18 protein-coding genes are annotated in these 15,079 nt (G+C 41.4%); 12 read left to right on the top strand and 6 right to left on the bottom strand.

Features of this window, described 5'->3' with window-relative positions; translation table 11 throughout:
• Both AWH66_RS22975 and AWH66_RS22970 read right to left on the bottom strand, forming a co-directional pair.
• Complete coding sequence (locus AWH66_RS22975) at positions 1 to 1,029, bottom strand: DUF58 domain-containing protein (protein WP_083400113.1); 1,029 nt, start codon at positions 1,027 to 1,029, stop codon at positions 1 to 3.
• Positions 1,030 to 1,041: 12 nt separating this feature from the next.
• Positions 1,042 to 1,998, bottom strand: coding sequence for an AAA family ATPase (locus tag AWH66_RS22970; protein WP_063603298.1), 957 nt, complete (start codon positions 1,996 to 1,998; stop codon positions 1,042 to 1,044).
• Positions 1,999 to 2,258: 260 nt separating this feature from the next.
• Here AWH66_RS22970 and AWH66_RS22965 point away from each other — a divergent pair, with 260 nt between their 5' ends.
• From AWH66_RS22965 to AWH66_RS22930, 8 genes are all read left to right on the top strand, one after another.
• Entirely contained in the window at positions 2,259 to 2,459 is a 201-nt protein-coding gene (locus AWH66_RS22965; RefSeq protein WP_006069048.1) for a hypothetical protein, read from the top strand.
• A gap of 337 nt (positions 2,460 to 2,796) precedes the next feature.
• Positions 2,797 to 3,474 carry a LuxR C-terminal-related transcriptional regulator gene (locus tag AWH66_RS22960; protein ID WP_006069047.1) on the top strand — a complete coding sequence of 226 codons (678 nt, stop codon included), beginning with the start codon at positions 2,797 to 2,799 and terminating at the stop codon, positions 3,472 to 3,474.
• Between the two features lie 418 nt (positions 3,475 to 3,892).
• Positions 3,893 to 4,612, top strand: coding sequence for a hypothetical protein (locus tag AWH66_RS22955; RefSeq protein WP_063603299.1), 720 nt, complete (start codon positions 3,893 to 3,895; stop codon positions 4,610 to 4,612).
• 89 nt (positions 4,613 to 4,701) lie between these two features.
• The gene (locus tag AWH66_RS22950) at positions 4,702 to 5,697 is read left to right on the top strand and encodes a hypothetical protein (protein WP_063603300.1); all 996 of its coding nucleotides are present in this window, start codon (positions 4,702 to 4,704) and stop codon (positions 5,695 to 5,697) included.
• A gap of 53 nt (positions 5,698 to 5,750) precedes the next feature.
• Positions 5,751 to 6,047 carry a hypothetical protein gene (locus tag AWH66_RS22945; protein ID WP_143081564.1) on the top strand — a complete coding sequence of 99 codons (297 nt, stop codon included), beginning with the start codon at positions 5,751 to 5,753 and terminating at the stop codon, positions 6,045 to 6,047.
• A gap of 187 nt (positions 6,048 to 6,234) precedes the next feature.
• Positions 6,235 to 6,918: a LuxR C-terminal-related transcriptional regulator gene (locus AWH66_RS22940; RefSeq protein WP_063603302.1), complete on the top strand. Its 684-nt coding sequence runs from the start codon at positions 6,235 to 6,237 to the stop codon at positions 6,916 to 6,918.
• 134 nt (positions 6,919 to 7,052) lie between these two features.
• Entirely contained in the window at positions 7,053 to 7,634 is a 582-nt protein-coding gene (locus tag AWH66_RS22935) for a DsbA family protein (protein WP_063603303.1), read from the top strand.
• Positions 7,635 to 7,690: 56 nt separating this feature from the next.
• Complete coding sequence (locus AWH66_RS22930) at positions 7,691 to 7,870, top strand: hypothetical protein (protein WP_143081563.1); 180 nt, start codon at positions 7,691 to 7,693, stop codon at positions 7,868 to 7,870.
• A 64-nt stretch (positions 7,871 to 7,934) separates the two neighbouring features.
• On the opposite strand, the gene AWH66_RS22925 is transcribed toward AWH66_RS22930, so the two are convergent.
• Genes AWH66_RS22925 through AWH66_RS22915 form a run of 3 tightly spaced genes read right to left on the bottom strand, consistent with a single transcriptional unit; the run spans position 7,935 to position 9,692 of the window.
• Positions 7,935 to 8,771: a CsgG/HfaB family protein gene (locus AWH66_RS22925; protein ID WP_006069040.1), complete on the bottom strand. Its 837-nt coding sequence runs from the start codon at positions 8,769 to 8,771 to the stop codon at positions 7,935 to 7,937.
• Positions 8,772 to 8,788: 17 nt separating this feature from the next.
• The gene (locus AWH66_RS22920; RefSeq protein WP_031494927.1) at positions 8,789 to 9,199 is read right to left on the bottom strand and encodes a curli assembly protein CsgF; all 411 of its coding nucleotides are present in this window, start codon (positions 9,197 to 9,199) and stop codon (positions 8,789 to 8,791) included.
• A 10-nt stretch (positions 9,200 to 9,209) separates the two neighbouring features.
• Positions 9,210 to 9,692: a curli production assembly/transport protein CsgE gene (locus tag AWH66_RS22915; RefSeq protein ID WP_240495652.1), complete on the bottom strand. Its 483-nt coding sequence runs from the start codon at positions 9,690 to 9,692 to the stop codon at positions 9,210 to 9,212.
• Positions 9,693 to 10,090: 398 nt separating this feature from the next.
• Here AWH66_RS22915 and AWH66_RS22910 point away from each other — a divergent pair, with 398 nt between their 5' ends.
• The 3 genes from AWH66_RS22910 (at position 10,091) to AWH66_RS22900 (ending at position 12,007) form a co-directional block, all read left to right on the top strand.
• Positions 10,091 to 10,729 carry a curlin subunit CsgB gene (locus tag AWH66_RS22910; protein ID WP_083400112.1) on the top strand — a complete coding sequence of 213 codons (639 nt, stop codon included), beginning with the start codon at positions 10,091 to 10,093 and terminating at the stop codon, positions 10,727 to 10,729.
• Between the two features lie 95 nt (positions 10,730 to 10,824).
• A complete protein-coding gene (locus AWH66_RS22905; RefSeq protein ID WP_062455534.1) occupies positions 10,825 to 11,628 on the top strand; it encodes a hypothetical protein in 804 nt (267 codons plus the stop codon).
• 1 nt (position 11,629) lies between these two features.
• On the top strand, positions 11,630 to 12,007 hold the full coding sequence (locus AWH66_RS22900) for a hypothetical protein (RefSeq protein ID WP_062455532.1): 378 nt from the start codon (positions 11,630 to 11,632) through the stop codon (positions 12,005 to 12,007).
• A gap of 19 nt (positions 12,008 to 12,026) precedes the next feature.
• Here the strand turns inward: AWH66_RS22900 and malK are convergent, their stop codons facing one another.
• The gene (gene malK, locus AWH66_RS22895; RefSeq protein WP_063603305.1) at positions 12,027 to 13,136 is read right to left on the bottom strand and encodes a maltose/maltodextrin ABC transporter ATP-binding protein MalK; all 1,110 of its coding nucleotides are present in this window, start codon (positions 13,134 to 13,136) and stop codon (positions 12,027 to 12,029) included.
• Between the two features lie 721 nt (positions 13,137 to 13,857).
• Here malK and malE point away from each other — a divergent pair.
• Positions 13,858 to 15,039 carry a maltose/maltodextrin ABC transporter substrate-binding protein MalE gene (malE, locus tag AWH66_RS22890; RefSeq protein WP_063603306.1) on the top strand — a complete coding sequence of 394 codons (1,182 nt, stop codon included), beginning with the start codon at positions 13,858 to 13,860 and terminating at the stop codon, positions 15,037 to 15,039.
• Positions 15,040 to 15,079: the final 40 nt, after the last annotated feature.

The raw sequence follows: 15,079 nt of genomic DNA, 5'->3' as shown, positions 1-15,079 counted from the left end.
CTACTTAAAATTGGACATTAATAGCTGTTGTAAAAGCGGTGTTCCGCTTGATACTTGAGATAAGGCAATACCATATCGATTTAACTTGGAAGTTAGCTCGCGCTGTTGCTGCGTATATATGGATTCAACGGTTTTCCTTGTACGATCATTAGAAAAGTCTATTGATAACCGTTCATTTTTACCCATTACGTTTTGTATACCCTTAGCTTTGGTGATACCAAGCTCGATAGGGTCAAACACCTGAATAGCTCGTACACGGTTGTGTTTAGATAGCTTCGAAATGGCGCTTATATCCCTATCAGAAGTCGCCGAGAAATCACTGATCACAATGACCTCACTTCCTTTATTGCAGAGATTGGCTAGTACTTGATAAGGGTCTTTGTCACTTTCCATATCGTTAGAATTAGGAACACTCTTCGATTCCGTTACTACGTTATGAAAACCCTCATTATGAGCGTCGACGAGTTGCTGCAGTAATTGGTATAGCGAGGCTTTTGAGCTCGAAGGACGAAGCTCAAACAAACGTCTATTGGTTCGAATAACCGCGCCGACGCGATCTTTATTGCCAATAGCAATCCAACTTAACAAACTGGCTAAGTGACAAAGCTGCACTGACTTTAACAGCAGTTGCGTTCCCGTATACATGCTTGGTGTCAGGTCTAAGAATAGAACGACAGGGCGTTCTCGCTCTTCAGTAAAAAGTTTAGTGTGCACCTTGCCAGTGCGAGCGGTAACGCGCCAATCTATTTGTCTAACGTCATCACCAGCTTGATACTGGCGAACTTCAGAAAACGTCATTCCACGTCCCTTGCGAGGGCTGGCATGCTGTCCGTTAAGTTGTGACCAGAGGCTTTTAGCTGGTGGCTGCCAACGTTTACCGTGTGTTTGATAGAAGCAGAGCTCCTGCAGAGAAATCGAGGCTCCATTACACTGTATAGGCAAGTCTCCGCGCACGATAGCGGTCTCGAGGACGTGACTGTTATTGGTATCTTTTCGAAAACCTTTAGCAAGGTTAAATTTTCCGAACATAAGCCAGTTTACCTACGCCGATGCAACGGTTTTTAGTAACTCGTCAATGATTCTATTGCCATCAATTCCTTCGGCCTGCGCTTGATAAGTCAGTAACAGTCGATGTCGCAGAACTGGGTAAATGATTTCGTGAATATCTTCTGGGCTTACAAAGTCGCGACCAGATAGCCAAGCGTGAGCTCGAGCTGCTCTATCTAATGCGATAGTTGCACGTGGACTCACTCCCATCTCAATCCAGCTGACTAGGTCGTTGCTATAAGCATCTGGAGTTCGTGTTGCCATAACCAATCGAACGATATATTTTTCAATAGACTCTGCCATATGAATGGATAAAACTTGGCGTCGCGCTTCGAAAATTTCTTGTTGGGAAATACGATTCTCAAAGTGGTGACTTTCTCCTAAAGCTTCACCGCGATTGAGCCTCAAGATCGCTAGCTCACTATCCGCATTTGGGTAATTGACCTCTAAGTGAAGCAAAAAGCGGTCTAACTGAGCTTCTGGTAGTGGATAGGTTCCTTCTTGTTCTATGGGGTTTTGTGTGGCCATAACGAGGAAAAGATCGGGAAGAGGGTAGGTCGTTTGACCAACACTAATCTGCTTCTCCGCCATTGCTTCTAGCATCGCCGCTTGTACTTTAGCTGGTGCGCGGTTTACTTCATCCGCCAAAATAAGGGAATGAAATATCGGACCAGACTTAAATTGAAACTCACCAGTCTCAGGACGATAGATATCAGTACCTGTTAAATCTGATGGTAGAAGGTCCGGTGTAAACTGAATACGATGAAAGCTACCTTCAATGCAATCGGCTAAGGACTTTACCGCACGTGTTTTTGCAAGACCAGGAGGGCCTTCTACCAGTATATGTCCATCAGCGAGCAACGCTACGAGCAACTGTTTCACTAAGTTGTCCTGACCAATAACCTGAGATTCGAGATAGCGTTGAAGTTGTTGGAAAGACTGCGCTGGCATGATGATGTTTCCTTATGGCGAGCGATTGAGATAAATAGGTAGATGGAAAACTACCGCGAAAGTTCCCTAAGTTATGTCATTGTTTTGTAATTACAATCAAGGATGTTACCACTTCACGTTTCATAATTTGGCAATACGTGTTCATTGTTGAAGGAAGTAAACATGCTCATAAGTAGGCTAATTGTAGCTGGAATATGGCATGAGCACGCCAAAACAAGTAAACTAGAACCAGTTTAAGTGATTAAGTAAGGTAATTTGTTATGAGTGATTTTGAGAAAGAATTAGAGTTGATGTCTTCTCAAGCAGAGTCTGAGCCAGAGGTAGCTCTTCCTTCAATTGAAGAGCAGCGTGAAATTGCTGCAGAGTTAAAGAAGCTTGAGGCTGAAGGTAAATTGACTCCAGAAGTGCTAGAAAAGTACTTTGGCAAGTTTAATCAAAAGAGCCAGACACCAATTCACTAAACCACCTATCTAAGCCCCTGTTAAGTGCTATTTTAACTAGGGGCTTTTAAATAAAAGTACCACTGCTAGCTAAACCCCCTCAATATTTCACACTGAACTTTTGATTTAGTATTTGAGAGCTATATCTCATATCTCAATTTAACACTCGATGCTTAGTTGCAACTGATATTTTTCTCAAAAATGAGACTGCATATGCAAGCCGTTGTTTTGAATAAAAGTTAGTCAAATGCAATCGATTTCATTGCACTTCTAGGCTATTGACGGATGAGAATGCATCGAATTCAATATTAACTTTGGAACTACTTTTCAAAACAAAAATAATCACATGGAGTGAACTATGGCTACCTTGGTAGAGGGAAACCAACGTGCGGTTCTGTTGGCAGAGAATAATTTGCAATCGAGTCTGTTAAAAGAGTCGATTGAACAGCAACTTAATATGGAAATTCGGCTAATTTCACCTGAACGTATTGGTCAACTCAGGCGCAGCACCAAAGATTACAATGTCGATCTAATTATTATTGACTACCCGACGATGGACCATGCGGCGGTAAGACAATACCATGAAGTTAGGGATGTTTTCTCACTAGAAGCTCAAGAAGTTTTGATAAATACCTCTCCAGGTATTCGTCATTCGGAGATGTTACGTTGGCAACGTTTAGTAGGTGTATTCTATGCGACCGATAACCTAGAGCGGCTTATTACAGGTTTTAAGTGCATACTAAACGGTGAGATGTGGATGAGCCGAAAGTTGGTTTACGAATACATTAAACTTTACCGAGGAAAACATTGCCATACGACAAACCCTTACTACACTAAATTGACTAGAAGAGAACAAGAAATTATTAAACTTTTGGGTAATGGGGCTTCTAACACGCAAATAGCAGAGACTCTTTTTGTGAGTGAAAATACAGTAAAAGCACACTTGCATAATACTTTTAAAAAAATAAAGGTGAACAATCGTCTGCAAGCCCTCATTTGGGCCAAAGATAACATAGCTCCCCATGAACTTGCGTAGTCTTCGTTATTCATATTAAATGGCTAACCCGTCTTTTTTGGCGGGTTTTCTATATGAGTTAAATGAAAGTGAATATTTAGCTTGCTTGTTGTGGATGATGTTCTAATATTATTTTTGATCATGATCACAAAACCAATTCCGAGGTCCATTATAGAGATCTAATGTGATAATTTTTCTAAAAGGCTGTTTGTTATGATGTTATTTATTTTTATCATACGATAGTTTAAGTTTCGTAAATGTTTCGATTAGCTAATCTGCGTCATTCCTACTCTTTCCTGTTAACTATTCTCATCTACTTGCTACCAAATTAATAACCCTAGTTAGTTTATTGGTGTTCTGATGGATAAACTTTAAGCTTGATTCAAGGTTTAGGTTTATATGCAACGTCAGATTGCTGAGGCTAGGAAAGGGTATTCCCATGAAAATGGAACAATGGCTTACCGTTCTATTTAAAACTCCAGGTTTGTTTAAATGCAGCGCTTTATTTAGTTGGATAGTTGTTTGTCTTTTTCTATCTGAAAGCGTCGTTATTGCTGGCGAAGTGAACACCTCTAAAGTAATTGTACATACTGTCCCATTTGAGTCTGGAGAGTTTTTAACCGGTGTTACTGACGCTACTCTGTCGAAGTATGGGTTTGAAGAAGCCAACAATTCAGATTTGAGTACTGAGTCAGATCTTGATAATTATTCAGATATAAATATAGCGAATGCTACATCGGCACAAGTAGTCATCTTGCAAAAAAGCTATGGGTCTGATGGGAAAAATAAAGCAAAAGTCAGTGTTTCCGGGGCTGGGAATCGTGTATTGGCAGCACAACTAGGAGGCAGGAATGAAGCCTACATAGCGCAAGAGGGCAATAATAATACAGCTATTGTAGGTCAAGTTGGCTGGGATTTAAGTTCAGAAAGTGTCGCCGTTGTTATCCAAGAGGGTGATGATAACGAAGCCTACATTGGTCAAAAGCGATACAGAAGTGTATCTAGCAATGTCAGTGTTAATCAAATTGGTAATGGGAATATTGCAGCGGTAGTCGCCGGTTCAGGTGCAGACCTTGGAATATCTCAAGTAGGAAATGGAAGTGAGTTAATAATTAATGCTTCCGGTTCAATGGGAATTTACGTCAATCAAACTAACTAGCGGCGTGGTATGTTGGTGGGTTGATATAAATACGTGCTTCTTTAGAAGTATATGTCGACAAGGAATTATAAAGGATTAAGGTTGTTATTATGAATAAATTAGCATTAGCTGTAAGTATCTCTGTTATATCAGGTTCGGCGATGGCTACTGTAACTCAGACAGAAGTAGATTTTAATGGATATGATGTAGAAACGTTCGCTAGACCGGATAATCAATCAGTTATTCTACAATCTAATAACACTACAAGCTCTGTTGTGATTCAGCAAGGTTCTAAAGGCGATTATGACGCTAATATATCTGTTGTAGATATGAGGCTTCAAGGGTGGGGAAAACGAAATAAAGTTTATGTTAATCAGGAAGGAGGCGATGGTTTCTTCCCTAGCGCACAGGACTCATTGGTAAGAATAGCTGGGACTAGCGGAGGCGCTAAAATTACAGTTGATCAAAATGGGAAGTACAATGACTCGCAAGTAGTGTTGTCCGGTGATGCTGATAATAATACGGTTGATGTGACACAAACTAATGGCAACTTTTCTGAAGGTAACTGGTCTGATGTGGCAATATCTGGTAGTAGCGACTTCAATAAGGTTGATATAGATCAGAATGGTAGCGGAAACATATCAGAAGTGAGTATTTCTGGTGGTAGTAGCGGCTCGTCGGCAGATTCGCAGAAAGTTAAAGTAAACCAGAAAGGAAGTAACAGTCAATCATACGTGAATCTTTATGATGCAAGTGTTGATAATGATGTAAATATCGACCAAGATAATGACGGTCATTATTCCAATGTTAGTATCAATGGTAACCTGAATGATATTGATGTTAAACAATCAGGTTCGGCGAGTGATACATCTGATATTGCTCTCTATGGCGAAAGTGATAACAACATAATTAATGTTACTCAATCTGGCGACTACTTCAGTAACAAGTCCGAGATTAAACTTTATGCTTCCTCTGGAAATGGAGTGGGCGCGGCTAACCATATTAATTCGGTGGAAGGTATTAGAGTAATTCAAACTGGTGGTGACATTTCCACTATTGTTATGAACAATTCCACTAATAGTGCTATTTACGTCAATCAACAGTAACTTTGATGGTTGATTTGTTAACTAAAGGACCCACAATTGTATTTTGTACAATTGTGGGTCTGTATTCTTCTAATGGTTTGTCTACTTTAGTAAGTACAGACATCCAATGTCAACGTAACCTTAATAGTAACCAAGTTACCATTACACAGCACGCTGAAAGTGAAGGTGTCACGTTGAGAACTCAGTCGGGCTCTTCGATATTTATTTCTCAGAATGGAGGTATTTCAGTATATGAATTACCGACTTCTCAATTTCCTCTGCTTTTAGAAAGCGTATCCAACGCACGCTGGGAAATTCGTAGCGACTGCATGGTAACTGAAGTAGGCGCATCTCAAGATCTCACTGAGTAACACGCTTGCTAAAGATACTCAGTCAGGCATATATCTAAACTTTCTCACTACTGAGACTCTAACTCTAACTTACTGTAATTCCACAAATAAGACTTATTCTTCGGACTTAGCGCCAGATCCGCTCAATAAATGCTCTGTTATACTTCACAGAATACGGCGTACTAAGCATAGTTACAGGGAGTTGGTTATGTCTGTTGAAAAGGATAGCAACAACGTGCACGCATTATTGTTAGCAGAGAATAGTCTGCAATCCGGTTTGCTCAAAGATTCAATAGAGCAAAAGGTCCCGATCACCATTAGGTTAATGTCTGCTGAGAAGCTTTACCGCTCACGAGATGATGTGGTTGAGAGGGATGTGCGCTTTATTATCATTGACTACGCTGCCATTGGTCATGGCACTGCCACTCACTATCACGAGATTATAGAGAGTATGGACAACAGCATCAAAGAAATTTTATTGAATGCGCCCAGTGACCTAGAACACGCGGAAATGCTTAAATGGCAAAACCTTGTTGGTGTCTTTTATGCCTCGGACACTATTGAAACTTTGGTATCGGGCTTTGAGCGCATTTTAGCTGGGGAGTTGTGGATGAGCAGAAAGCTGGTCTACGAGTACGTGAATTTCTATCGTCGTCGTCAATGCTCAAAAACCAGCCCGTATTATACCAAGCTAACGAAACGAGAACAGCAAATCATTAAGCTGCTTGGCGATGGAGCGTCTAATACAGAGATCGCCGATACTCTATTTGTTAGTGAGAATACAGTGAAAGCCCACCTTCATAATGCATTCAAGAAAATTAAGGTCAAAAACCGTTTGCAAGCATTGTTGTGGGTGAAAAACAACATAGCATCTAGTGAATTCGTTCAATAGTGTGACTATCCGCTGAGCGAAACAGAGCCTCTTTTAACAGTACGTTGTAACCATTTTCTAACAGTGTCTGATTTCACTAGAAATAGATACTGTTTTATCGTGTGCACATTTCCATATTTTGAGTGTGGCACGTGATGAAAAAATCTCTCCTATTTTGGGCATTTAGCTTGTTGTCGACCGCTATATTTGCTGGTCAGTTTGAAAAGGGTAAGCACTATGTAACCTTGCCTCGACCTCAGACTATTGAATCTCAGGTTATGTTATTCCATTCACCTTATTGTGGTCCTTGCGCCATGGTTCACGGGCCATTGGTGGATATTGTTCAAAAACATGACTTAACCTTTAACGAAGTTGTTGTAGGTATGGGGCCTGTCGGTCGCGACGTTCAAGAAGCCTTTGTGGTTGCCAAAGGGCAGGGCACAGAGCAAGCATTTATTGAAGAGTTGATTCATAGAATTCACTTTCGAAGGGATCAAACTCCAAGGTTTCGTAGTGATATTGCCGATGTCTTAGAAATGTGCGGTGTTAATTCTCAACCTTTTGAGGAGCGCTGTGAGCAAATACAAGATGAAGTCGATGACTTTAACAGTTTAATAAAGGAGTATAGGGTTCGAGCGACACCGACGATAATTGTAAATGGTAATCAGCAAGTCATATTGCACCAATTGAGTAGCTTAGAAGAATTAGAACGCCTTATTGTGGAGTTAACAACCTAGTGGTTCAACAAGACGTGCATATCACTTTGTTAAGTGTAGTTATATTGATAGCGCCCATGCTGCTTAGTTGGAACCGTTCAAACCGAATGATGGTCATTGGCTTCAATATGTTGGGTGTTATCTGTATTGCTGCGGCATACCACTATTGTTATCACCCCTTAGCGTACCTTCCATTCTTTATGTCAGGGCTCACTTGTTGGATGTTTGCAGTCGGATTTGCGGTTAATAATCGATAAAAAAAACAGGGCTACGGGTAAGTTCCATTTTCCGCATAGCCCTGTTTGCTGCTTACTCGGTTAGCTATAAAATTTCCGTTTTAGCTTGAGAGTATTTGGCGATAATCGGGTTAGACATTGCATCTGGGTCACCAGATGACCACATTCCTCTTTCCATCCCTTTGACAATTAGATGTATAACAGCGGCGTCAATAGCCGACATAATCGCGATATTGACGGGCTCATTGTTGCTGTAACCCAACTCAATTTCGAGTAGCTCTTTATAGTCAATGAATCGGAATGCGCCCAAACCAATTTCATGAGAAGAGATGGTTTTTGAAGTAGTTATACTTAGCAAGACTTGTCCACTACGCACGTCGACTGCTCTAAGGTTGACGGTAACTTGGTCAGTTCGATATTGACCTGAAGCACCTATGCCTAAGTATTTTGCACCTGCGCCGCCAGTTCGTATATTGGAGTCATACGCGACAATACCCCCTTCAATCACCACATTAGCGGAGTTAAGTGACGATAGATCCGAACCATGATTTGAGATCACTTTGTCTTTTTTCTGAGCTGCTCGAATAATCTTACGCTCAGTTAGTAGGTTTTGAAGGCCTTCTCGCTCAAGTGGAACAAACCATTGAGAGTCTAGTAGTGATGTTGTCAGCAATGACGTACCACCCTGAGGTACTGCAGTAGAGAAGTTACTATTAGGCTGAGGCTTATATTGGCCTGTCTGGTCGCGAAAATCATAGACAGAAACTAAGATTTTACCTGCTGGTTTAGGCAGCGCGATCAAGTCGGTGTAAGTAGCGCCTCGTGGCATTAATTTAGGCTCTGCAGAGGTATCAGGTATATCCAAAGAATGTGCGCAGCCACCAAGCATTAATGCTAGGCTCAAGTAAATTAGACCTTTCATAATACGTTCCTTGTAAATTAGAGGTCGGGATTAAGTCCAGAAACACTGATTTCAGTGGATTCTCCAGTTGCCTTGTCGACGATCTGAACCAATAAAGTGCCTGAATCATCAACGACATTAAGGAAGAAGTCGTCAGTTTCCAATTGGCCAGTATTGCCATTACCAATATCTGCCAATAATTGGCTAATTAGTCGGGACTCTAAGCTTGAAGCAAGCCTATCTAGTGCTGATTCTTCTTCAAAATCAAACGAACTCGCGTTCGGGTCTTGATAGTCGTTAATTGCGTTCGCATGATTGATCAAGATCGTACTGTTTAATGGGTTCCCCCCAAAGGTAGGATTAACTGGGGTGTAGACGAGTTCGCTCGCCAGTGTTAATGGAGACCCCAATATTCCAATTAACGCGAGTTTAGTTGATAAATTTGCCATCCTTGCCGCCTTAAAATTCATCGTGTTCCAAATCAAAGGTGTCCATGTAAAGACGCTCAGCCTGCCATCGGATAATGTAATTACCCACGACTTGTAAGGCATCGTTTGCCCGGTCTTTAGCCTGTCTTCGACCTGGTGACAACGCTGTTCTGTAGATAGCTTTTCGAGAATGGTATACCTCAATAATACTTCCGGAAAGCGCTGTCGGGATTTCTTTGATAGTGAGATTTTCTTTAAGGTCAGGGTATCTATCATTAAGTTGTTGAGAGAAGAAAAAGTAAAAGTCTTCCCCTAAACGAGTGATAGTTCTATCGACGATAACACCACTAACTTCGCTAAAGTCGTTAAAATTAACCTTAAGTTTGTCTCCTTGCCCTTCTATCTTTTTACCGTTTTCCAAGGGAGCCCCATTTTCAATACCATTGCTGTTCCCCGTCCCAAAAGCAGAAGAGGCAAAAAAACAGACAATACTTGTAAGCAGCAATAACTTCATGTTGGCTCCCATTCAAAAATCCGTTTAAAAAATGAGAAGAGCGAGTTCAAATGAACTTAGTTAAATATTAACTCAAAGCGTTTTTTCACTGCATAAACTTTAGCACTAGTTATTATGACTTTTTTTTCATACTTCGGTTCTTTTAATTACCTAAAAGTTACGTCAAATATCCAAGGTTTATTATTTACAAATCAATTTAAGTTTAGTGTGAATAAAAGTAGTTGTATTTAGAATTTTAAAAGTCAACGGTTCTATTTTTTTTGGCGGAAAGACATTACTGTATTGAACGCACCATAACATCTCTTTAAGAACCTTGGCGTTTAAATATGAAATTTGTGCTCAGGTAACTCTGAAGCAGGGTGAAAGTCGATACATTTAGCAATTCAGGGAAGGTCGCAATGAATGCTTCGATAAAAACGAAACTTCAATCGGTGTTAAGCGCAGCGTGTTTAGTCGCTAGTGCTAGTGCTGCGGGTTCAACTCTGGTTTTTGCTCCCAATGGAGGAGTCGATTCTCAAGGTGTTTTCTTACATGGAGTGAACGATGATATCCAAAGTGATTTCAATGATTTACTCAATACTGTAGATGACATCGATAATTATTCAGAGGTCCAAATAACTAACGCTACTGATGCGCTTGCGGTTGTAGTTCAGGAAAGTCCGGGAAACTCAGCAGGTAACAAGGCGAAAATAGTACAAAGTGGTAGTAGCAATACTGCCCTAATCGGACAGAAAGGGGCAGCGAATACCGCCTATATCAATCAACAGGGTGATAACAACGCAGCAGCTATTGGTCAGATTGGAAGAAATGGTCAAGCTCTTGTTGCCCAAAAAGGAGACAATAACCTAGCGGTAATAGGTCAAGCAAATATATTTCATCCTTCGAGCAAACTCAGTATTAATCAAGAAAACGATAACAATATTGCGTTTGTCGCTGGGTCAGGTGGTGCTAATTTAGGTGTTTCTCAGAATGGTGGGGATAACATATTAATTAATGCATCAAGTGCAATGAGAATTTACATAGACCAATCTAACTAGCGCGCGGTACTAACGTTATTTTGGTTTAGTAAATGACTTCTTTTTATAGAAGTTATAGTCGACATGGAAACTTAAAAGGAAATAAGGGTTTTATTATGAAAATGTTAGCATTAGCTTTAGGTGTTGCAGTTGCTTCTTCGACAGCGATGGCCGCAGGCCCTGGTACAGGGAAAGAAATATCATTCAATAATTATGCAGCATATCAGAGCATGGATGTTCAGGGTGATAAAGACAACAAAAGTGTGGTCTTGCAATCAAACGATGTAGGTACTAGCGTAACAGTGATGCAAGGGGAGTTGGGCGTGTTTGATGGTAACCGTTCGGTTGTTGATATCAGATTGAATAGCCCAGGTAATAATAATGATGTGATGATTGACCAATCTGGTGGTTACAGTTTCAATGACTCCAAAGTTAAAATCAGTGGAACCACAGGCGGAGCAGATATCGACGTAACTCAAGATGGCCATGCGAATGACTCTGTCGTCAATTTCAGACATGATGAAGATAACTCGACAGCAACGGTTGCGCAAACTGGTGTAGATAACTGGTCGCGAGTTCGCTCTAGAGGTGCGAGTAAATCGAACACAATTGCAGTAACTCAGAATGGGGAAAACCAAGACTCGGAAATTCGTTTATCTGATAGCTCTTCGAACAACATGATTACTGTTATGCAAGGTAAAAATACTAGTAAGAAAAACAATGTGTCTATTGTTGAGCTGAGTGCATCTAGTTCAAATAATGACTTGATGATTAACCAGAAAGGCAATAATAACCTCTCAGAAGCGTATCTAGTGGCCTCTAGTGGCGGTGATATTGATGTTATCCAAAGTGCAGCAGACAGTTCATATGTTTCACAAATGAACTCTTTGAATAGCACAGTCTACGTACATCAAAACTAAAATGCGTTTATTTGATATAGAAAAGACGGTGTTTAACACCGTCTTTTTTTGGGTCATAGCTTTTGATGGGTCTTCTTCGTTATTGAAAGAGCAAGTTAAGTGTGAACTCAAGCATCAGCAGATAGAGATAATATTAGAGGTTGATAAAGGTAATCCAATCATCGATGTAACGACATCTATGGACGACCGCTTCCGTTGGCAGGCCTCTGGTGGTACAGCTCTTTTTAGCTTAAATAAAGAGGTTTTCCCTATAGTAGTCGAAGATAGCAAAAGCACGAGTAAATTAATTATCGATAAGCGTTGCTTGATTGAAGACATAAAAAAGTCCTCACACTCTCATAAAGAGAAGGAGGACTTTTCAGTAAGTCTCAACGCGTGAAGCGATTAACTAGAAAAGATTATACACCTGCCTCTTTATACAAGCGACGACACGCCTTACCATCACTATGGAACAAGTGGCAACGATGTGCTGGGATACCAATCTTAATACGGTCACCGACTTCTACCTCAAGGGTGTCAGGTTGACGGTAGATAACGTCAGCATCAGCACTTTCTAGATTTAGATAGACTTGAGTCTCGTTGCCAAGCTTCTCAACGATCATAACTTCGCCTTCAACTTTAGCATCGCCTTCCTCTTCAGAGACAAGGTGCTCTGGACGTACGCCCATAGACATACGGTCACCCTTGTTTACGGTTGTCCCATCTACTGGAATCCAGAATGAGTCGCCGTCAGAAAGCTGAACTTTTACGCGCTCTGCTTCTACTTCGTCGATGAAAACACTCATGAAGTTCATCTTTGGAGAGCCAATAAAACCAGCGACAAAACGGTTGTCAGGATAATGATAAAGCTCTAGTGGTTTACCGACCTGTGCCACGTAGCCAGCATCTAGGACAACAATTTTGTCTGCCATAGTCATCGCTTCCACCTGATCATGCGTTACATAGATCATGGTGCAACCAAGTTGACGTTGCAGCTTAGTGATTTGCGAACGCATGTTGACACGCAGCGCTGCATCAAGGTTAGACAAGGGTTCATCTAGTAAGAATACATTGGGTTGAGATACTAGAGTACGACCAATAGCGACACGCTGACGTTGACCACCAGAAAGTGCTTTAGGTTGGCGCTCTAATAGATGACCCAACTGAAGAATTTCAGCAGCATGTTCAACACGGCGGTCGATTTCTGCTTTATCTGCTTTAGCGAGTTTAAGACCAAACGACATATTGTCGTAAAGATTAAGGTGAGGGTAGAGTGCATAAGACTGGAATACCATACCTACGCCACGCTTTGATGGCTCTACATCATTCATGCGCTCATCACCAATATATAAATCACCGGACGTGATGTCTTCTAAACCTGCGATACAACGTAGTAGAGTTGATTTACCACAACCAGATGGACCGACAAAGACAACAAACTCGCCTTCGTTGATTTCTAGGTCGACATTCTTGGAGATCAGTACGTCGCCGTACGCTTTACTAACATTTTTTAACGTGACACTCGCCATGTAGCTCGTCCTCGATTCATTTTTTATCTTTCTGCCGGTCATTATAAAGATAAGTTGGCAGCTAATAATAGTAGGAAATTGGTAAGTGAATAGGGTATTGCTCGATTTTGTTAAAAGGCCTTGTCCTTTGATTGTCTATCTAGCCCCCGATGGAAAGAAAAAAGGGCGGCGCTGTACGATATGGCGCCACCCTCAAAGCCAAGACTTCGCTAGTATCCCCCGACATAAATTGAAGTTCTCCCCCGTAAAATAAATTACCACTAGTACTTCATTTATGACTACTTGGCGAGTCCGGCGATGCAAACCCAGCATGTGTTTCGTATGAAACTCAAGGAGCACATGGCTCTTACTGGTAAAGGGTTCTTACCATCCACTCTTGGATGACTGCAGTTTCCTTGATTCATGTAAGTCGTACATCCTCCTGATAAAAATAATTGTGGGGGGAGTAGGAAGGGAGGAGGGGTTAGGGGAGGAGAAAAGGCATATGAGATCCAGTTCAAATAATTACTCCTCATAATGGTGAAACATGTCACAACAGAAGATTGTTTTGTGATGTTGATCTATAGTCTTGGGCGATTGAGATCACGGAAATCATTGCTACTCCAAAGGGCGTAGAGAGTAGGAGGATGAGACCTTGCTGTATTTTTTAGATGATACTCATCGAAATTTAGGAAAATCCTCTGGATGACCCTGCGATCAAAACTATAAAAAGGATATGAACATGAAAAAAGCCCTAAGCACTGTAGCTCTAGGTACACTAGTTGCTCTAGGTTCTTTTGGTGCAAACGCTGCTATCGAAGAAGGACAACTCACTATTTGGATCAATGGTGATAAAGGTTATAACGGTCTTGCAGAAGTAGGTAAGAAGTTCGAAGAAGACACTGGTATCAAAGTGACAGTTGCTCACCCTGATGGTCTAGAGAGCCGCTTCCCTCAAGTTGCAGCGACTGGTGACGGTCCTGATATCGTGTTTTGGGCTCATGACCGTTTCGGTGAGTACGCTCAAGCAGGTTTGCTAGCTGAAATCAAACCTTCTAAAGAAGTTAAAGAAGGCATCATCGATTTTGCATGGGATGCAGTTAAGTACGATGGCAAGATTATCGGTTACCCAGTAGCGGTTGAATCCCTTTCTCTCATTTATAACAAAGACTTGGTTCCTAACCCACCTAAGACTTGGGAAGAAGTAGAAGCATTGAATGCGAAACTTGCGAAAGACGGCAAGTCGGCAATTATGTGGAACCTAAAAGAACCGTACTTCACATGGCCATTAATGGCGGCTGATGGCGGTTATGCATTCAAATACAATGGCGGTACTTATGATGTTAAAGACGCAGGTATTGCTAAAGATGGCGTGAAAGACGCACTTTCATTTGTGAAAGGTCTTGTCGACAAAGGAGTTATCTCGGCGGATATGGATTACTCAGTGTCTGAGTCTTCGTTTAACCAAGGTAAGACTGCGATGACGATCAACGGTCCATGGGCATGGGCAAACATTGAGAAGTCAGGCATCAACTACGGCGTTGCAACACTTCCTAAATTTAACGGCCATGCATCTAAGCCTTTTGTTGGTGTACTAACTGCCGGTATCAGCACTGCATCACCTAACCGTGACCTAGCGGTTGAATTCCTAGAGAATTATCTACTGACTAACGATGGTCTACGTCAAGTCAACAACGACAAGCCACTAGGCGCCGTTGCACTAACGTCATTCCAAGAAGAGCTAGGTGCTGATGAGCGTATCGCGGCGACAATGGACAACGCGATGAACGGTGAAATCATGCCAAACGTTCCACAAATGAGTGCGTTCTGGGCATCGGCTAAAAACGCTATCGTAAACGTAGTTGATGGACGTCAGACTGTTGATGCTGCTGTAGCAGATGCAGAAAAGCAAATGACTAAGTAACAATTGATATTAGAACTACCCTTTTAAGGAGGGGGCAACC

Source organism: Vibrio barjaei (assembly GCF_001639065.2).
Lineage (GTDB): Bacteria > Pseudomonadota > Gammaproteobacteria > Enterobacterales > Vibrionaceae > Vibrio > Vibrio barjaei.
This window is presented reverse-complemented; position numbering and strand designations above follow the sequence as displayed.